Consider the following 19,630-nt stretch of genomic DNA (forward strand, 5'->3'; position numbering starts at 1 on the left):
CGGATCGCCGCTCGGCTGGGCCGGTCGTCATCGACCGTGTCACGAGAAGTCTCGGCCGGTGGTCGTAGAGTTCGGTATCGAGCTTGGCGGGCTGAGGAGCGCGCTCGCCGGCGAGTGCGCCGACCGAAGACCGCCAAGCTGGCGGCGTCGCCTAGGCTTCGACGTGAGGTAGAGCGGTGGCTCGCTTTGCGGTGGTCGCCTCAACAGATCGCGGCGAGATTGGTCCACGACTACCCCGACGATCTGGAGATGCGCGTGTCGCACGAGACGATCTATCAATCACTGTTTGTGCAGGGCCGCGGGGCCTTACGCAAGGAACTCACTCGCTGTCTGCGCACAGGACGAGCCCAACGACGGACACGCGGACGCGCCATCGGCGGTGGTCATTTGACAGACATGGTGCTGATCAGTGATCGACCCGCTGAGGTAGCAGACCGAGCGGTGCCGGGTCACTGGGAAGGCGACCTGATTGTCGGTAAGAATGGAAAGTCCGCCATCGGGACGTTGGTGGAACGACAGACCCGGTTCGTCATGCTGATGAATCTCAGCAAGGGTCGCCTTGCTATTCATGTCAGGAATGCGTTGGCAGACAAGGTCCGTGATCTCCCCGAGCAGCTGCGGCGATCGTTGACTTGGGATCGCGGCAAGGAGATGGGCGAGCACGTTCGATTCACCGTCGCTACCGGCGTACAGGTTTACTTCTGCGATCCGCGGAGCCCCTGGCAACGGGCGACAAACGAAAACAGCAATGGTCTGTTGCGCCAGTATTTTCCCAAGGGCACAGACCTGACGGTGGACAACCAGAGGCAATTGGACGCGATCGCCGCCGAGCTCAACGGGCGGCCTCGACAGACACTGGGATGGATGACACCTTCAGAAGCGTTTTCCCGCGTTGGTGCGATGACCGCATTGGAGTTCCCAGGATTCACTGGAGACGCCGTCGGGCCGATTTCTGATCCGTTTCGAACCGCTCGGGGCTCACGCCGCCCAGATGACCATGACGGCGAGTGGGATTGTAGAACCCATCGATGTAGTCAGCGACATCCTTCAGCGCGAGCTCCCGGCTCTTGTAGATGTGTTTCTTGATCCGTTCCTTCTTCAGACTGCTGAAGAATGACTCAGCCACGGCGTTGTCCCAACAGTTCCCCTTACGGCTCATGCTTGGCTCGAGGTGGTTGGAGCGGCAGAATCGACGCCACGCGTCGCTCCCGTACTGGGAACCTTGATCCGAATGAATCAGCGTGCCTCTTGGTCGTCGTCGGCGTACAGCCATCAGCACCGCATCGAGAATAAGTTCACGACGGATGGTGGGACTTGCAGACCAGCCGACGATCTTGCGCGAGAATAGATCCATGACGACCGCGAGATAAAGCCAGCCCTGCCATGTCCGAATGTACGTGATATCCGTGACCCAGGCCTTGTTGGGGCGTGTGACCGTAAACCGTCGCTGCAGGATGTTTGGGATCAATACCGCCGGTTTTCCAACGGACCAGCGCCGGATCAGCCGTGAAGCGCACGAAGGTTGTTCACCCGCATGAGGCGAGCGACGCGATGCTTGCTGCACGTCTCGCCTGCCTCCCGCAGATCCAGGAAGATTCGTGGAGCGCCGTAGACTCCGTGACTTGCGGTAAAGGCAGCGCGGATCAGGCGAAGAAGTCTCGCATCCTCCTGGGCTCGATTGGAAATCGGCTGCTTGAGCCATTCGTAGTAGCCGCTCTGGGCGACTTCGAGGATGCGGCACATCGACTGAACGTCGTATCGGTCTCGGTGTGCCTTGATGAACTCATAGGTCGATCGAACTCGCCCAATACGGAATCGCGTGGACATCGGCTTTGACCTCTCGTGCTATCCCGATGCTAACGCGCCTCCACCAAATCCTGGGAACTCCAATTCGCCGATTCGTGAGGATATCGATTCGTTCAGCAGGGACGTACTTGAAGAGCGCCATTAGGGTTCTCCGAGGGCTTGGTCTCCCAGATGCTCTTGAGCTGAAGAGTCGGTTCGGCACGGCGATCCTACGATGCGCAGTCCGGGTCACATTCTAGTGATACGACCCTACTGTTTCGGAGCGCTTCGAGTAGATCGTCGCTTACTTCGAAAGCGTTCTCCTCGGTACTGGCTACTCGCAAAACGCTTCACGATTCCTGCTTCTGAGAATTTCTCGGCGATGACGTGCGGGTCGTCGTGAGTACGCGTCGCAGCCAGGGAACGAGCGATGAGTGCCTCCAGCTCGACGACAGCATTCCGGGGCGGTCTGCACCGTCGCGGGTTGCTCGGGAGATTCAACACCCACTTCATGAATCGATCCGGCTCAGACAGATTCGGCCAGACACCCCACTCTGCGATACCACGCACAAGCATCGAGCGATGTGCTTGAGGTAGCCAAGCGCTTTCTTCCGAGAGGAGCCATATGAGGTAGTCGAAAGTTTCGTAGAACTTCGGGCATGGACCGCCGACATCCCCCTGAACGAATTGACAGGCCGCTCGGACCGCATCAATGGAGTCCGGATCGGTCACCCGCAGCGCCCACGCGTCGTCGCCGGGGTCCTTGGTCATCGCTTCGTCAAAGAGCGTCTCCATCTCACCGCTGAGGCCCGGAATAGTGAGTTGAGGAGCGTAGCTCGCAAGCCAACTCGGGAACCGATGACACGATTCCTCGAGCCCCGGCATTTCTTTCACGAAGGCGAGCACGTCACACGGGTCCGAGATCTGGGTGATCCGTCTGGCTTCCGCTTGCTCCACCCAGCGGAGCTGCAGTGCAGTCCACGCGAGGCGCACTCCCCGGTCCCCACCACGAGAACTGTGGTTCGGGAGCGGGAATGCCCAGCGCCCCCAACAGACCTCGTCAGGAACGTGAAAACCCACGGGTAGCATCCGATTGCTTGCCTCGATGATATCGAGCCACCATTCGTCCGAAATCACAGGCGGTGAAACGCCAAACGCGATCAACTCATCGCGGGCTACTACTAGCGGGCTCTCCTGTGGGCGCACAACGCGAAGAATCTCCCGACACACGGCCGGGATCCCGTCATCCGTCGAGACCGCGACCAGATCGGCCAATGGGCTGGAAAACTCAAGTACATCATCACGTGACACCTTGTGCCAAATCGGGATGATCACCCGCTCGTCGCCCCTCATTTGGCGAGCGACGAGCCCGTTCAGTTCCCACTGCGGCCACCGCTTTGAAAAGAACGCCTCGCTGAGCACCACGAGTCCGTGTCGACTTCTTGCCAGCCCTCTATCTATCGATTCGCGAAGGCTGTCGCCAAGTCGCAAGGAGAACTCGTCGTACCAGACTTCAATGTGCTGGCTGGCGAGGGCAGTCGCCAGCGGGCGGGCAATCTCGTCCTTATCCTCGGAAGCGTGGCAAATGAATACGTCGTAGAGCAAGCGCTACCGCCGTCAAGGGGCGCGCAACACGCAAGAAAAATCCCGCGCTTCAATGTCTAGTTCCCGCGAAAACCGTCCTAACGTACTGCTGAACCCCGCCGTGCCCGTAACCTGCATCGTTCGGAGTCTTCCAGCATCTCCAGCTTGCGATCTCAAGTAAGCGACCTGGTATTCCGACAGAAGAGCCACGTAATGCAGCGTGTGACGATCCGATCGCGGCTCGATCGTTCGAACTCCGTCGAGCAAGCCGGTGGCGACGAGCTGTCCGTTCGTCCAAACATTGATCGACATCCCCTCAAACCTGATCGGAAGATTCGAGAGATTCACGACTGTAAACCAAAGAGTGAGACGCGGGATCGACGATCCAGCGCTGATTTCGCCTGGGGAGTCTCGTCGAAGGCACACCTGAACGTCTTGCAGGAGCGTCTCCGGACTCCAGATTCTCCGCAACAGCAGCCCGGGCATGCGAGCTGCCGCCTTTCCGACCAGGCTTCGAGCGATCTCCATTACCACTGTCTGCACCTCAATATTTATCTTCAGGTTGGGAGATCCTCACTCGCAATCACTATGAACGCGATGACGAAGATCTCCTACCCATCTGCGCCCTGCCCCTAATTTCACAGCCCACAGAGGCCCTCACGCCGCCGTGGGCTGCGTCTTTGGCAACTAGTGTTTCTTGTCCTTCGGTGGGTTCGGGTCGCGGCCGTAGGAATCCTTGTCCCGGATTCTTCCGTCACGACCATGGATGACAACCTCACCGCCGGTTGTCTGCGCGATCTCTCGAGCGTGGTCGATCGCCGCTGCTTGCGTGTCATGGATCGAGCTCGCGCGTTCAGCGCCGGGCTTCTTCACTACCCAATCGCCATCCTGGGGAACTACGTGTCGGTCTTTGTCGCTCATTGGTGAAACTCCTAGAATGGGGGCGCAGTTCGTGCGCCCCCATGGTTCCTATTAAGTGAGGTGCGTTCCGATTTAGCGGTACGCGCCGGTCTTCGACTTCGTCAGATCGACCGTGGGCGCCGAAGGGCCGACCTTCTTGCAGGCCTCGATGCCGTTGTCGCGGCCCCAGGACGATGTGTACGTCTCCGAGGTCCCGAGCTTCTGGTGGTTCTCCGCGTTCAGCGTGAAATAGTGCTGGCCGTTCGCCGTGTTGCCCTTCTGATAGCGGATGTCGTACGGCGAGTTCGCCATGGCGGAGGCTATCCCCTTCTCGGCGGCCGGCTTCGTCGTGTAGGTCTCCGACGTCAAGAGAGTCTCGTTGTTGTTGCCCTGCAGGGTCCAGAAATACTGGTCGTTCTTGCTGTCCTTGAGTTCGTATCGAGCAGACACGGGGGGTACCTCATCGGACGCCTTCGCGTCCTGTTTTAGGGACCCGGCACCCGTCGGCTTCTTCGAATTCCCGCTATACTGCGGGTGGAGGTATTTTCCGAAGCCTTCGGGCACCGGGGAATACTGGTTAGGGCCGTCGAAAGACGGCCCTTGCCTTTGGTGCTGTCCTACTCCGTGCGGGCAGCTTCCTCACCCCCCTCCTCATCGTCACCGAGCGTGAATTTCACGCCGTCCTTATCGCGTTCGAAGCCGATTCGTGCGCGATCTAGCTCTGTCTGTATCACACCGAAGATCTTTTCGACGTCGGCCCCCGTATAGGCGTAGGACGCCGTGTTCGAGCATTTTCCTAGTAGACGAATGTCCCGGAGTACCTTGCGGGTGCGGGGTTGAGCAACGTCCAGAAATCTCTGGCGCTTCGACTTTCGGACCGGTTTTTCGGTCGCGTCGGACATGCTCGACCTCCTGCCGTCTATTATAGCAGACTGAAACGCGAATCGTGCCCCTGTCAGCGACCCAGACCATTTTAGTGGGTGACAGAGCTATGACGCTACGCACAAGAGACCGGCGCCCTATCGTGGATAGAACTCCGGTTGCCGTCAATGTCGTCAGCCAAGAAGCGTCTTGAGCCGGTCGGCGGGTAGCCTGTCCCGCTGCTCGCCCTCTCCGAGTTTGGATCGCGCTCAGGAACATCCGCCGCTCGAGCCGGCCGTAGAACTCGCACAGGCACTTGGCGCCTGCCTCTCATCGCCACCGAACATCAGCACGAGGCGATCCGTCATGTCGATCAGGAGCTACTCCTGATATTCCAAGAAAGACGAGCCCATGAGTGCGATGACATTCGGGAAACCAGCCTGATGGACCCATGCTGACTCGCCGACAGACGGCTTAGTCGCCACTCGACGCTAGCGATCCCGCCCGCCGGGGATCTTCGGCGTGTTTTGCACTAACTCGGAGTCGGACTGAAGATAGAACACAAGTGCGAATCCCACCGCGTCGAAGATCGACGTACGAGTATCCTCACTCATCCAAGCCTTCCGAATCGGCGGTACACGGGGCCCAAGCTCGGGGAAGTGGGCCGAGATCGCGATCACGACGGCTCGTTTGTTGACGCTCTGATTGCCGGCGAACAGCTCAAGGACGTGCCGTCGGGGTATTCTCGCTTGCGCGATCCCGTGAGATCCGGCGTCCGCGCATACCGACAGAATCAATTCTTGGGCACGATCACGCCTCCGGGAATCGCGATGGGACGTGTCCTCAACAATCAAGGCATCGGGGCGGTAGTGCTCGACAAGAGCGGTCGCCTGGTCAAGCGCTGCTGCGCTGTCGGCGCGTCTCGTGTCCTTGGTTCCCCAGTCGATGAGGCGTGTGGCGCCTTCGAGCACGGCGTAGCCAAACCCACGACTGGTTGGATCAATCGCCACGACACGGTATAGGTCTTCCCTCCTTTGGTCAGACATGGTGATGGGTCTAGGACACTCGCCGTAGGATGTCGCGAAGGACTTCGAGCTTGTGCCGTAATACCGGATTCGGCGATCGGCCTTCGAGGCGGAGAACCAGCGCACTTGCCCGTTCGCCGACATGATGCGCGATTCGCTCATAGAGACCCGCGAAGAGCTCAGCGGATGACTCCGCGAAGATGACCTGGTAGGCGAGCGCGGTCTCGAGTCCGGGCTCGCGGTCGAATTGCTCGTAGCGGGAAACGCGGGTGCCGCTCTCGGTCCCCAGAAGGAACGCCAGTTCGTCCTGGGTGAGGTACGCCCGTTTGCGGAAGGTCCGCAGGTAGTTGGGCAGTTTCATTGCCATGGGTTTGTTGTTTGTGCTTTCCAACATAGTAGCGAACTGTCAGCGGTCGTACAGGGGTACAAACATGCCTAATTCGGCAGTGTCAAGTGGAATAAGTGAGGACTGTCTGTGTACACACGGCAACAAACAACATGGTTCACGCCTCGGGGACAAGGGGGACTTTGGGGACTTGATATGAAGAAAGCCTCGTACAAACAACATTGGAGCATCGCTGCAGTTAGCCTAGCGAAGAGTGCGCCCGAGAAGCGCTAGTACAAGTGAGCGGAAGTCCCCGAACTCCCCGAAGTCCCCACTTGCCGGCGACCGAGATTCCCCGTGGTAGCCTTCTTGGTCCAGACAATAGAAACTCCGAGGGACACTCATGCCGAAGGGAATCCCACGTCAGACAGAAATTCGAGCAATTCGTCGAGCATTCCGCGTCATCGAGCGAGCGCTCGTGCGTGTGGCCGAAGCGGCCGCTCATCCAACGAGAGATATCAAATCAAGTGGGACGCGTGGGCAGCTGCGGTTGACTCCGAAACGGCGTGCCGCGCTCAAGCTGCAGGGACGCTACATGGGCTACATGCGGCAGCTCAAGCCCAGGCAGAAGGCGAAGATCCGAAACCTCAGGGAGCGAAACGGTTACTCCGCAGCAATCAGACTCGCGAAGGAACTTGTCAGCCGCTAGTGGACGCAAGGTCCCCTGGGACCTGATCCGGTAGTCAGAGTGTCTCGCCGATCTAGGATCCCGGAAGCTCATGAGGCTGCGGAAGCCCGTTTGGCGGGGTAACGCTCGGAGGGACCCCCACCTCCTCCTTGTTGATGCCGTACCGGTCGAACAGCCGTTCCAGCTTTGCGACTGATCCGTCGGCGATGACGTAGACCCCGTGGCGCTTCTGGGTGCCAAGTCGCAGACGCTTTCTGATAATCCAGCCGATCCATTTCGCAGTCACCTTGCGCTCGTACTCATCGCCGTGCCGATCGGAAAACCAGTCCGAGATGTCTTTGATTGCAAGCGGAGCGTTCTGGGCCAGCATGTCTCGGATGATTTCGAGGATCTGGGCTTCTGAGTCCATTCCGCGCTCGGCGATGATCTCGCCGTGGTAGCGACGAGCGAGTTCCTGGAGCTCGGCCCGAACGCTTGCATCTTCGACCAGCGAAAGAAGCGGCACGAAGACCTGATTTAGGCGCGGCTCGATCGTCCGGTCGACGAGGCTGTCGACGATATGTCGCTTTCCCACGTTCTTGAAGCGGAAAGTGAGAAGCTTGTTTCGAAGTGAGAGCGCGCGCATTCCATGCGAGGGCGGCAAGTTGATCGGAATATCGTCACGGAGCCTTCGCTGGCCAAGCTCTTCTGTGATGCAGCGGCTCTCGAGGGCGCGATCCTGGAAGAATCCGCGGGTTGCAACAAGCTTCGGGCCAAACACCCGATACGCTCGTGGGTTGTACTCACCTGTCGGTGAGAGCTCACTTCGGAGAACGGGAAATCCCCGCGCATGGCCGTTGTTCAAGATTTTGACGATCTCTGCATGCTCGTCCGAGGCTCTGAAGTCTCCCTCGTCGATCACGAGCGTGCCCTGGAACGCGTGCAGGATTCGAAAGATCGGAGAAACTGAAGATGCGCCGCTTGCAAAGATCGGCTTGTAGCAGATCGATCCTACGGTAAGTAGGAACCGCGTCTTCCCGGAACCCGGCTCTCCGATGACTCGAAGATAGGGAAGCTCGTTGAACGAGTCGTAGACCCAGGAGAGGAGGACGTAGTAGCTCGCGATCGCCTCGAAGAGTGGGCTGACGTCAACGAACTGATGGATGAAAGCGCGAATCTCGGCGATCAGCGAGGCTTCGGATTCGAAGTTGTCGGCGCGTGATGAAAATCGGACGACATCATGGCGAATCAGATTGTTCCTTGCGGTATAGGGGACGATGATCTGGTTCGCATCGGTGATCTGCTCTTCGTAGTGCGGCTCGCCATCGCGGAACACACAGAAGATGGTTCGGCCGGCTGTCGGGTCGAAGACGGTCTCCGCGAGTGCGCCATCTGAGAGACGGACCGAGACAAGGTAGCGAGGATGAGAGATCGCCTGCCTTGGCGCCGCGATTGAATCATGTTCGTTCATACACTTCAGCACTACCGTAAGTTCCGGGCTGACGGAAGGATGCGAAAGTTGTCGCTGAATTACAGGGAATGCAGTTGCCGGTTCGATGGAGTTGCTGGTCCTTGGCGTTAACGATCCCATGGATAGGCTCAAGGTATGCAGCTCACCGACCAGGACATCACCGAGTTTCAGGAAGCCTATGCCGAGGCCTTCGGGGAGAACATCTGCGCCGCGGAGGCGCGGGAGATGGCCTCGCGCGTGCTCTGGCTCTACGAGCTCCTCAGAACACCAGAGAATGTCGGCCCGCCACTTGATGATCGTCCGGTTTTTGGGGTACGTTCAGGGCAAAGGTCGAATTAATCAACCGACAGGATCGCAGCAAGCGGGTGGAAATACGTCCACCCGCACGACTGCGGTCCAACATCACATCACATGAAATACTTTCTCTACTGCCGCAAGTCGACCGAGGACGAGGATCGCCAAGTCTTGTCGATCGAGTCGCAACGGCGAGAGTTGGAACGGCAGATCCCGTCCTGGCCGAACGTCGAGATCGCAGGGGTCTACGAGGAGTCGTTCAGCGCGAAGAAGCCGGGCAGGCCCGTATTCGATCAGATGCTCCTGCGCGTCGATCGCGGCGAGGCAGACGGGCTCATCGCATGGCACCCGGACCGCTTGGCTCGAAACTCGGTCGACGGCGGCAAGATCATCTACGCCCTCGACAATGGCAAGCTCAAAGACCTGAAGTTCTCCACATTCTCCTTCGAGAACAATCCGCAGGGCAAGTTCATGCTTTCCATCATCTTCGGGTACTCGAAGTACTACGTGGACAATCTGTCCGAGAACGTTCGACGGGGCAACCGCGCGAAGCTGGAACATGGATGGCTACCCGGGCCCGCTCCCATCGGCTACCTCAATGACCGGGAGGCCAAGACAATCATCGCCGACCCTCAGAGGTTTCCGCTCGTCCGGAAGATGTGGGAGCTGATGCTCACGGGGAGCTACTCCCCGCGGCGAATCCATGAGATAGCGGCCCACGAATTGGGGCTCTGCACCGTGAAGCGTCGGCGAAGCGGTGGAAAACCGTTGGCGCTCTCCGGCGTCTACGCGATGTTCACGAGCTCATTCTACGCGGGTGTCATCGAACGAAACGGGAGAACGTATCCAGGAAAGCACCCGCCGGTGGTGGCGCTCGACGAGTTCGATCGCGTTCAAGAGATGCTGGGCAGACCTGGCCGCCAACGACCCAAGACCCACGAGTTCGCCTTCACCGGCATGATCCGGTGCGGCGAATGCGGGTTCTTCGTGACCGCCGAGACCAAGAAGAACCGATATGGATCCGTCTATACTTACTACCACTGTTCAAAGCGGCGGCTCGACTACCGGTGCCAGCAACCGTACGTCACGAGTTCGGGCCTTGAGAGACAGCTCGCGGAATTCCTCGCCACTCTCTCCGTTCCAGACCCGATCAACCGATGGGCTCTCGCTCGCCTGAAACGCGGTGCAAGCGAACAGGCGCGTCTCCGAGCACTTCAAGAGCGCTCACTCGAGGAAGCCCGCGCCGGCCTAGAACGTCAACGGGAGAACCTGACGAGACTACGGATGCGAGATGTTGTCACCGACGAGGAGTACGCTGCGCGGCGTGCGGAACTCGACCTCGAGGGAATCAAGCTCAGCCATCGAACGGAACCGCTCAGCGAGCGGTTCGAACCCGCCGAGCTCGTCATTTCGTTCAGTACACATGCGGTTTCGCAGTTCGTAGCAGCGGGCGATACCACAAAACGCGCAATCATCGACATCGTGGGTTCGAACCCACGGCTCACCGACAAGACAGTGCTTATTGAAGCGAAAAAACCGTTCCGGCAATGGACCGGAACGGCTTCTATTCCTGACTGGTGGGCCTTCGTAGAGGACGTTAGAACTTTTGCAGCTCAAAATCGGGAAGCATGGGATGAACTGGCAGACAAGATGTTGATTGCAATGCCCGATCTCGAGCGCTTGAGGCTCAAGGCCGCCTGACGAAAGGCGCGTTTCACTCTACCGAAATTAAGCCTTCCTGACAAGGGTGGGTGGTTTGTCGCTCCTGCAGATTCTTGCTTCGTTTCGCATTGAAAGGTCGATGCTAAGAAGACCAAACGTGAAAAGATCATGATACTCGCCGATCAAGACATCGACGCTTTGGAAGTAGTGCCAGGACTAGATTGCAATCAGAGAAAGAGGGTCGGCCCGGGATGCCGACCCTCTTTCTGACGCGTCACCTTACTCTTCCGCTCCCTCTTGTTTGCCCTGACAGTGCCAAGCCAAGCGCACTATCGGGACAATCTAACGCACTCCGGAATCTTCAACGTTCTACTAGTTTGAGTGCGTGTTCGTTCTTCCCGGCAGGAGACGGATGTTGCCCGCGTGATTCCCACAAGGCAACGAGTAGACCAGCATCATCCATGAACTTCGATCTCCATTTCTTCGGACAAAGGTCCTTGAACTCTCCGATCAATTCGAGTTCCCGGTTCAGCCCCTTTCCCTTTTGAAGCGCGCTCATGAACTCTCCGAGGAACTCTGCGTACGTCGCAGCCATCTCCGGGGTAGTCGTCTCACCATCGAGGTCGATGGCGTGCGCTGCTTCTTTCTGTCTCGTGGCTCTCATGTTGCACCTCGCCGTGGTTGTGACGGCCGAACGCGGAGAAACGATCTCGCAATTCGCACGGAGCCCGCAACCCGCTCGCCGGATCGCGGGCCCCGTCTTGGTTCGGATCAACTAACCGAATTCCCAGATGACAGTTCGGAGAGGGTCCAGAGGACGTCGTTCTTGAACCATCCTCTCTTCCTCATTCCGCGTCGGATGCCACTCAGCGCCTTCCCGAGCCGGCGATAGACGGTCGTCCGGCTGATCTTCAAACGATCGGCCACAACTTCGCCGGGAAGCTCTTGGTGGATGAGCAACTCAAGCACATCTTGCTGGGACTTCGGCAGGTCGATCACTGAGTCGTGGAGGGCTTGCTGAAGCTCGCGCCAGAATAGGCGCCGTTCAGGAGCCCCAGTAATTTTCATGACCATTGAAAGGACCTCCTTCATTGGTCACGTCCGAGATCGTTTTCTCACCTAGGCCGCTCGGTACCAGTTCCGATCGGCGCCCCCGCCGACCACTCCTCCTTTCCGAGGTCTGTTTGCCTCTACTTACAACGTAGCTTGTCTCACTGACAACTGTTGCGTGGTTTCTTCGTCAATTGCGAGCCCGCCAGGTGGAGGAAGGGAAGACCATTCTCGGAGGCGTTCATCCGAAGCGCGCCGACCTTGACTTATTCCTGTAACTTATTGATACTAAAGTAGTTGTCGGGTACGGGTGGGGCGCTACGCCTCTCATGACCATGCGTAGGCGATCAGATCGCTGACGCGGGAGGCGGGGGACCTCCCCTCACACCGTTGTCGACAGCCCCCGCAAAGACGAGTGTCCGAGCGGGGTTTTCCTTATTTCAAAAGCATCGCCTAGGAGATCGCGCGCACCGATCATCACCGCCACGTATTCTGTCATCGGTTCTATCGCGGGGACTACGGCCGAGAATTGTCTCTTAACCGCTTGAGACTTTCTAAACTATGGGCCGCCTGCTCTCGCCCAATTCTGCTACGGTAGCGTTTGACCAGAGCCCAGTGGCACCGAGCGAGGCGCTCTCCTGATCCGCAGGGACACGGGACGTGGCCTTTGATTTTCTTCGGCACTAGACACTCGGTGAATGCGATCGCCCGATCAAGGCTTTCAGTGCAAAAGATCCCCTCGTAGTACTGGGCGAGCCCTTCATGTCCATGGGCCCATTCGCCGAACGGCCACGGACGACCGGCAGCCACTTCGATTTGACCTAGGAACCAGGTTCGGATGGGACCGTCTAGGAACTGTCGGAATGAACTTCCGATAGGCCAGACGCGCCACCGCTCGTCAGGTACGAAGAGGCAGGCCTCGCCGGTCTCCCGATTCACATGCGCATTAGCGATGTGGGGAATTCGGCCGGCGACTTCGAATACCTGCGGCAGGCCCTTGGGATAGTTGAGAGGGAACTTGATTTTGACGGCGAAACTGCCGTGAACCACTCCCTCGAAAACCACGGGGAAACCACCGACCACTTCGGGCTCACCGGTTGTGCTTGTCTCAAGCCGAAGTGTTGGGTACGCGCGGAGGCTCTCCCTAATATCCTCCAGTAGAGCCGGCGTACGCTCGAACCACCGCATTACACCGACGGAGTCCACGGCTTGGTCGGTGTAGCGACTGCGGCTGCCGCTCTCTTCAGAATCTCTGGACCCCGACTCCCCTTGTCTCCTGGATCAGGGAGCTTGCCGAAGACGGCCTCCCAACCGGAATTACCAAGGATGGAAAGCGTGGTCTGTGCCACAGCAGACAAGGTGGCCTTGACCCCGGCATCAAGCAATCCTGACAGGTCGTTTCCGTTTGGGTTAGCAGGATCCTCGATGGACAACTTTGCGCTTCGATCTCGGAATTCCGTCCAGACGTGAACCAATTGATCTGCAAGTCCACTCTTCGTCTTGGAGGAAAGGAGGTCAATGACCAAGAGCTCGAGACCGAAGTGCTTGATGGAGAGTCCGTTACGGTAACGCCACAGCTTCAAAAGGCGGATCGCTGGCACAACACCACTGCCCTTCACGTGTGTGATATGGGTCGAGAGGTTGGTCTTAAGGCGCTCACCCTCAACCCCGTTCTGGTACAGCCAGGCATCTCCGCCCTTCTCATCGATGTAGCGACCAGGTACGGCATCGATGTGGAAGTCCTGCTTGTAGTTCTCCGCGTCCTTGCCCCGAAGCCGCAGAGCGGACGGCTTCTTATCCACGTAATAGTCGTCTTCGAGCGCCTTAGCAACATTCTCGTAGATTGCCTTCAGGGTCTCGCCGGCGCTCGTATCATCGTGCGGGAAGTAGCAGATGACGTCGAGGTCGTACGCTTCACGGATCATCGTGCCCTTCGCCATCGAGCCGCCGTACTGAATCGTAGGCGAGCACTTCGGAAAAGCCTTGCGCACGATTCCTTCAACGGCCTTGCGGTGATCCTCCAAGGCGACGAGCTCCGAGCTCTTGGGGGCAAGGGTCTGATCCTCAAGCACTGCACTCAAATATTCGTTAGGTTCCATGTTCGTTTACCTTAATTGTTTCAATATATCCGTCACCCGTCCGGTTCCGGTCCCAGATGACAAGAGTCGGGTCAACTCGGGGCATCAGATCGAGCCCTAGAGCGACGGCCACTGGTGCTGGTACCGCTGGGACAATGTGGATCTGACGAGTAGTTGGACGATCGCGTCCTACGTCGCCCCGCAGGAAAGCCTGGTACGTCCGGCGAAAATTCGCAAGAGTAACTCGAGATCCTAAGATCGTTGGATCAGCGTCCGCCCCTTCAAGAGCAATCTCATATACGGGAGCATCAGCCAGACCATCGGGAAGCTGGGATAGATGAACCTTACCGCTGAGAGAAAGCACCAGGACCACCCTCATGGTATCTGATCCATCGCGCAGGAGCCGCGTCGACGTCGAGAGACTCGGTGCATCGTTCTTCCAGCTCCAGCTCTGTGTGTCTCGGTGACGCTGGAAAAGCTCAATAGGAAGCTTGTTGCTGAGCTTGGATCCGAGGTAAACAAGCAGCGGAATGGGTCCCAGCGCAAATACCGCGAGCTGCTGAATCGGAGCCGCTCGTCGGAGCAAAGCACCACTACTATCGCCGATGAGTCGGGTAGCCGTCTCCCAGTATGCCGGGTCTGCGTAATCTGGTAACCGAGTTAGATCAATGGTTTCAATGTCACGGGTGATGTACCAAGGCGAGACTGCCGACTGCATCTGAGCCCGAGTAACCTGCACCGGTTGACGGTCGATTAGCGCCTTCAGGACTAGAGCGGTCGACTCGCGGTCGGGGCGCGTCTCAGTCAATTCCCAGACCCGATCCTCGTGAGCCTTCTTGAAGTCTCGAAGGACTGGGACCGGATAGCGTACGGGCTCCCTGTCAATCAAAGTATGGCAAGCTCCGCAGAGCAGCATGAGATTATCGAGTGCGTTCACAGCCACGGGATCCATCGCAGCGTCGCCACGCGGGCCTTCAGGGCTGAAGGCGAAGATGTGTGCCATTTCCGCAAAGTTGCCTGGGATTCCCGTAACCGGATGCTCTAGGAGATACCGATTGCATCCGTCGAACTCGCATCGACCACCTGCCTGCACATAGAGGTATAGCCGCACTGGACCGCTGATCCCACGAGCACGTCTTACTGGACTAGTGGTGGCTTGTTTGCGTACTGCCATAAGGCTGCGTCATTTTCTCGCGTCAACTTCGGCTTGTTAATGGATTGCCTATCGCGATGCGACCGCTATCGTCTGCCACGCTCCGTTCTAGTACCTCGGGGCTTCTTCCTGTTCCGTTCGATTTCCCTCTTCGACCACTGACGCGCCCAGACGACCCGGTTCCTTCGTATCCAATAGTGCGACTGACACGGGAAGCTCCAATTTCCAATTGACGGCTGAAGCGAAATAGTCTGCCCGTCGTAGTTCAGGTTCCAGTCTGTGGGGCTTAGAGGAGTCACAACCTGACTTCCACATCCACAGCAGCATCTGTGAATCGCGGTTGCGAACTCCACAGAGACGTAAACAATCCCGGATTCAAGGTCGTCTGGGATGAAGTGCACGAATTGATGTGTCATCTGATTCAGCTTCATACGTGGTCGTCGCTATCCAAGACGTTAGTGTTGATGACGTACGTCGAGTCGTGCTCCCGTTCGAAGTCGAGGTAGAAGCCGCAGAGTTTCTTCCACTTGATTACTGCGATGCAGGCATTCATCGCGTTCAAGTCCGCGATCTGAATATTCCGTTCGTACTCCGCGTTTGCTGTTGGAGCGGCTATCGGTACACGGCTTCGGAAGTGATCGCGTTTCGTCGGTGTACTCGTAGTCACTCGCAGCATGCCGCGCAATGAGTCCTCTACGAGTTCTACGCCCATGCCCGTATCGATGAAAGTGATGTTGGTATCTTCGAGATGGTCGACGACAGCAACCTTCGGATCTCCTGGGTCCATGCACAAGAATACACAGTCCATCAGTTCCAATTCCGAAACGTTGTCGGCGGTGATGTCGTACTCGTGCGGAATGATCCCTCGGTGCAACTTCGAATAGATCTCCTTGAAGTGACCGACTTTCGACTCACGCGTCTCCAGCTCGGCTCTCGACACAGCTCCAGGCGCCCTGAAAGCGTTGTGCGTTAAGAACCGATCCGCGTCGAAGAGATGAATCTCTTTCACGTGAGTCTTCGCTACCAAATCAAGGATGTATGATCCCGTGCCGCCGAGCCCCAGTATCGCGAGGCGCTTTGATTCTAGTTTGCTTGCCGGAAGACCAATGCCAGCCCTACTCGTCGCGGTATCCACGTACTCGAAGACTGACTCATCAGGATCGGTGGGGATCACGGGAAACGTCTGGGCTGTCGCGTTGGCATCGATCGCTTGCGCGGGACTCGTGAAGATGTTCACATACGTGGTCATCTTCTGGTAATAGTCCGCGTAGTCGACTCCTCCATGTAATTTGCATGAAAACGAGTGATTCACTTCCAACTCTGGACTGAGCCTCTGAGTTCCCCCACTCACGAGCTTCTCCATTGGCACACCATCTTTGCTACATGGGAGCTCGCCAACGAACATCGCTTGGTGGTTGCCAGGAGCTACCGTGATTTCACCCGCGGTCTTTAGCTCGGATACGAGAATCCCTAGCTTCACCTCCTTGTTGGAGTTTACATACGGAACATCCTTGATCAGAAGATAGCCCGACCGAACCTCGACGTCGTAGCCTTCATCCCGCAGCTTCTTTAGGTCAGGACTACGATTTATCAGTTGCTGTGACATCGAAGATCATGCCTTCCTTCACCTTCACCGGCTCACCACCAGGCACGAGCGTTCCGTGCTTGTTCCCTTCGGCCCGGCTATACTTCACGGTGATGACAACGCCCGGTCCTGACGGTGGGTTGTTGTCGTAGGCTAGGTTCACCACCCTCTCGTAGGTGAGCTCCTCGTTCTTGGGTACCTGCTTTTCGCGGCCGTTGACAATGATGGTAACGGTCTGCGTTTGTGATGTAGTGTTTGTAGTATTCATGGTGTCCTTCCTCACTAGTCAATTCGCCCCGGGGCCTTGTTGCTTCACATCCTTGGGAGGATTTGGATCCGGCCCGTGGCCGTCCTTGTCGCGGATCTACAACCTCTCGCACGCTAACACCCGCACTTCGACAGTCATTTGTAATTACTTACATTTGCCTCTCATTGTAAATGGTATGATTCTGCCACGCTTTCGTCAAGGGCGTCGCGTACCGCGTTCAGCCCTTCCACCCCAAGACTTCCTGGTTTTCGATGAACGCGCAGCGATTCTGAACGCCGTCGGATCCTCCCTGTCCTCGACTGCCTCGGACGAACGCGCAGATCTTGAATGGCTTGCTCGTTTGAAGGGGTCGCTTCTTGATTGCAGCCCCCGCGTCGGTTGAGCGACTCAACACCCCTACGAGCCTTGCGCCGACGCCGTTCTGCTGGGTCCGCCACGGCGTGCACCGTCAATCGAACCAGTGAAATGCCGTAGGCTGCTCTACCAATAGCACGTCGGGGATAAGGTCCCGTCCTGGCAGACGACCCGGCAAGTGTCCGGGTCGTATGTCTTGACGCCCCCATGGTCGGAGCAACATCCCTGATGGCTGTGCTGCTCGCACACTTGGGACCCGGCGCCGTGAGAACAGCCCACGATCAGGATGGCGACAAGTAGTAACGTTATGCGCACGATGTGGTACGATCGCGGCGAGCTTTGGTCACGACAGGCCTCCGGATCAGGCGATTCGCCTACTCAGCAAGAGGAGCGTGTGAACTGCCCCGGCCGTCCGGGGGCTCCAGCGTCCTCGCCCAATAGTCTCTCAACAGGACTCGTTGGCCGCTGATAAGCCGGTAGAATTCTTCGTAGAAGGCCACGTCCCATCGTCGCGTTGACACGTATCCGTGTACGCGTAGTAGGTCTATGCCTTCGACGCTTGTGATCGAACGTTCCACGACGTAGTGTTCGGTGACAACAACACAATTGTCATCCACAAGTCCGAAGTCCTTGTCCCTAAAACTGCGGATTCCTGGATTCAACTTATCAAGAAACGCCACCCATACACTTCCACCACCTTCACGAGTCTGCTCTTCTAGTCGCGCCAGCTCCGCCCGATGCTCGCTGCTGATTTTCGCCCACGAACGCTTGTCCTCTACGACTATCGTCCGATCAATGGAAACCCCCGTATTTAGGACAGTAAGCAGGTTCCGCTTGAACAACTCCGCAAGGTAGTAATCTCGCACTACTCCGCGGACTTTCTTCTTCTCGTAGAGAGCCTCTACGAACTTCATCCCGTCCATAAAGCTGAAGCTACCCTCCTCGAGTTCGCTAATCCGGCGTCTGATTGTCTGGACTTCCTCAACGGCAGGAATAGCTTGATCGATACTCGGTGGCCTCTCACTCGCCTGACTCTCAATGAACTCGCTGTGCCCCAAATGGACAGACCTCCTCACTGCAGCTTCGAGGTGGCGAATCCCCTCCGCCTTACCACCATCTCTGAGGAAGAACGTAATCCGCGGTACCCTGGTGGCAAGATGCTCAATCCGGACGTTCCACGTGCCAGCGTACCGAACACGTTCCATCACGACACCGTAGCGCGCGAGACGTGCTCGAGTCGCCTTCGTCATCGTCCACATTTCGTCCCCGCGCTTTAGGGGTTCTTTCTCGATATCGACACTCATGTCCAGATGCTGCTCGCTTTCCTCACCAAGCTCTTTCGACTCCTCGTGCTTCCGCCGAAACAGAACTGTGAAGAACTTAGACCACGAGCCCCCAATGTCCCATTCAGACGCCCGCGATGTGACCTGCCGCGATCCTGTTGTGAACTTGTAGCTCCCGACCTTTGTATGAGCGTCGACTGCGATCTTGCGCTGCAGCTGCCACACGGTGTCCCTTCGCCATGGGCCGAGACACCCGAGCGCGAAGAGGGCCGCAACGATTCCGCTTGGCGGAAGGCACCTTCGCCAGTTGTTCCAGGGCGCGAACTCGTTTCTCAGCACGTCCCAACTGCTCCGACCTGCAACCTCCGCAGCTCCTCCGAGTCTTTTCGAATTCAGAGGTTCATGGAGTAGGTCCATGCCTAGAACATACTTCTTGGGAGCACAAGGCGGTGCTTTGGCCCCCGAACGGTCTGGACAGTCGTTCACTTCGAACCTGTGCACGATGGTCCGGACGATTGTCGAGTCACTCTGACTCATGTAACTGCTGTAATCGATGTATGGCGACGTAACCAGGACGTCGGATGCCCTTGCATTCTCCATGGCTTCTATCCACCAAGGGCGACCAGTTGGATGATACCGGTCACTTGCATGCAGCCGACTCGCTGGAAATGACACCTGCGAACCGTCGTCAGATGCGAGGTATACCCACGGCACCGTGAATTCGCCGTCGGTCTGGTCGTAGACACCGAATGCTCTTGATAAAACGACTCGCGGCGTGATGTCGCCCAAGTCGCGCGGCTCTCTCTTCGCGTCTTCGTATTTGTCTCGCACCGCCTTCGTAAACACCTCGAACGAGCTTTCTACTCTATCCGGCAGTGAGCATGTCGACCTTTGTGCTTCGGGCTTCTTCAGGCACTCGTCGGATGACCACACTGCTACGTCGGTGTTTACGTCCACGCCCGGGAATTGCGCTTCCTTATTGCGGTGCTGTTTGTTGAACTCGTCGGTCGTGTAGTTGTATGCAGGAATGGGACGCTCCTTTGGCTCCGATGAAGTATCTCGATCTTCAATCGCTTTCGCCAATCGAGAGAACGGTGTTCCCGCAGTTACAAGCGCTTCAAGCCGCTCCGTTCCCATGCCTCGGTGCCAATATTGTTCTTCACGTAGCAGGCGGAGGCTGTCCGGCAACACAAACGCAGCTCTAGCGAGACAGAACACAACGGCTGCAACAATTAGTGAGTGCACCATCGCGGCACTCGAGTGGATTCTCACTCTAAGCATCTCG

General features: G+C 57.6%; 16 protein-coding genes and 1 pseudogene. 3 read left to right on the forward strand and 14 right to left on the reverse strand.

Going from position 1 to position 19,630, the window contains the following annotated elements; translation table 11 throughout:
* Window positions 1-925: 925 nt before the first annotated feature.
* From VFV19_18730 to VFV19_18760, 7 genes and pseudogenes are all read right to left on the reverse strand, one after another.
* Window positions 926-1,788 (reverse strand): annotated as a pseudogene (locus VFV19_18730) (IS3 family transposase).
* Between the two features lie 267 nt (window positions 1,789-2,055).
* The gene (locus tag VFV19_18735) at window positions 2,056-3,390 is read right to left on the reverse strand and encodes a toll/interleukin-1 receptor domain-containing protein (GenBank protein HEX4826343.1); all 1,335 of its coding nucleotides are present in this window, start codon (window positions 3,388-3,390) and stop codon (window positions 2,056-2,058) included.
* A 666-nt stretch (window positions 3,391-4,056) separates the two neighbouring features.
* The gene (locus VFV19_18740) at window positions 4,057-4,290 is read right to left on the reverse strand and encodes a DUF2188 domain-containing protein (GenBank protein ID HEX4826344.1); all 234 of its coding nucleotides are present in this window, start codon (window positions 4,288-4,290) and stop codon (window positions 4,057-4,059) included.
* A gap of 72 nt (window positions 4,291-4,362) precedes the next feature.
* Window positions 4,363-4,719 (reverse strand): YegP family protein, encoded by a 357-nt coding sequence (locus VFV19_18745; GenBank protein HEX4826345.1) that lies wholly within the window; start codon window positions 4,717-4,719, stop codon window positions 4,363-4,365.
* 167 nt (window positions 4,720-4,886) lie between these two features.
* Entirely contained in the window at window positions 4,887-5,171 is a 285-nt protein-coding gene (locus tag VFV19_18750; GenBank protein ID HEX4826346.1) for a hypothetical protein, read from the reverse strand.
* 450 nt (window positions 5,172-5,621) lie between these two features.
* Window positions 5,622-6,140 carry a hypothetical protein gene (locus tag VFV19_18755; GenBank protein HEX4826347.1) on the reverse strand — a complete coding sequence of 173 codons (519 nt, stop codon included), beginning with the start codon at window positions 6,138-6,140 and terminating at the stop codon, window positions 5,622-5,624.
* 46 nt (window positions 6,141-6,186) lie between these two features.
* Window positions 6,187-6,522 carry a helix-turn-helix transcriptional regulator gene (locus VFV19_18760; GenBank protein ID HEX4826348.1) on the reverse strand — a complete coding sequence of 112 codons (336 nt, stop codon included), beginning with the start codon at window positions 6,520-6,522 and terminating at the stop codon, window positions 6,187-6,189.
* Between the two features lie 361 nt (window positions 6,523-6,883).
* Between VFV19_18760 and VFV19_18765 the strand changes: the two genes are divergently transcribed.
* Entirely contained in the window at window positions 6,884-7,189 is a 306-nt protein-coding gene (locus tag VFV19_18765) for a hypothetical protein (GenBank protein HEX4826349.1), read from the forward strand.
* Between the two features lie 52 nt (window positions 7,190-7,241).
* Here VFV19_18765 and VFV19_18770 read toward each other — a convergent pair whose 3' ends face one another.
* Entirely contained in the window at window positions 7,242-8,618 is a 1,377-nt protein-coding gene (locus tag VFV19_18770; GenBank protein HEX4826350.1) for a hypothetical protein, read from the reverse strand.
* A 135-nt stretch (window positions 8,619-8,753) separates the two neighbouring features.
* Between VFV19_18770 and VFV19_18775 the strand changes: the two genes are divergently transcribed.
* Window positions 8,754-8,957 carry a hypothetical protein gene (locus tag VFV19_18775; protein HEX4826351.1) on the forward strand — a complete coding sequence of 68 codons (204 nt, stop codon included), beginning with the start codon at window positions 8,754-8,756 and terminating at the stop codon, window positions 8,955-8,957.
* 72 nt (window positions 8,958-9,029) lie between these two features.
* Complete coding sequence (locus VFV19_18780; GenBank protein ID HEX4826352.1) at window positions 9,030-10,613, forward strand: recombinase family protein; 1,584 nt, start codon at window positions 9,030-9,032, stop codon at window positions 10,611-10,613.
* 322 nt (window positions 10,614-10,935) lie between these two features.
* Here VFV19_18780 and VFV19_18785 read toward each other — a convergent pair whose 3' ends face one another.
* The 6 genes from VFV19_18785 to VFV19_18810 form a co-directional block, all read right to left on the reverse strand.
* Window positions 10,936-11,238 carry a hypothetical protein gene (locus VFV19_18785; GenBank protein ID HEX4826353.1) on the reverse strand — a complete coding sequence of 101 codons (303 nt, stop codon included), beginning with the start codon at window positions 11,236-11,238 and terminating at the stop codon, window positions 10,936-10,938.
* 107 nt (window positions 11,239-11,345) lie between these two features.
* Window positions 11,346-11,666 carry an HTH domain-containing protein gene (locus VFV19_18790; protein HEX4826354.1) on the reverse strand — a complete coding sequence of 107 codons (321 nt, stop codon included), beginning with the start codon at window positions 11,664-11,666 and terminating at the stop codon, window positions 11,346-11,348.
* A 1,145-nt stretch (window positions 11,667-12,811) separates the two neighbouring features.
* The gene (locus tag VFV19_18795) at window positions 12,812-13,723 is read right to left on the reverse strand and encodes a hypothetical protein (GenBank protein HEX4826355.1); all 912 of its coding nucleotides are present in this window, start codon (window positions 13,721-13,723) and stop codon (window positions 12,812-12,814) included.
* Between the two features lie 1,559 nt (window positions 13,724-15,282).
* Window positions 15,283-16,461 carry a ThiF family adenylyltransferase gene (locus tag VFV19_18800; GenBank protein HEX4826356.1) on the reverse strand — a complete coding sequence of 393 codons (1,179 nt, stop codon included), beginning with the start codon at window positions 16,459-16,461 and terminating at the stop codon, window positions 15,283-15,285.
* Window positions 16,436-16,723, reverse strand: coding sequence for a multiubiquitin domain-containing protein (locus VFV19_18805; protein HEX4826357.1), 288 nt, complete (start codon window positions 16,721-16,723; stop codon window positions 16,436-16,438). Before VFV19_18805 ends, VFV19_18800 begins: the two co-directional genes overlap by 26 nt.
* 713 nt (window positions 16,724-17,436) lie before the next feature.
* The gene (locus VFV19_18810) at window positions 17,437-19,482 is read right to left on the reverse strand and encodes a hypothetical protein (GenBank protein ID HEX4826358.1); all 2,046 of its coding nucleotides are present in this window, start codon (window positions 19,480-19,482) and stop codon (window positions 17,437-17,439) included.
* Between the last annotated feature and the right edge of the window lie 148 nt (window positions 19,483-19,630).

This window comes from Candidatus Polarisedimenticolaceae bacterium (assembly GCA_036275915.1).
Taxonomy (GTDB): Bacteria; Acidobacteriota; Polarisedimenticolia; order Polarisedimenticolales; family DASRJG01; genus DASRJG01.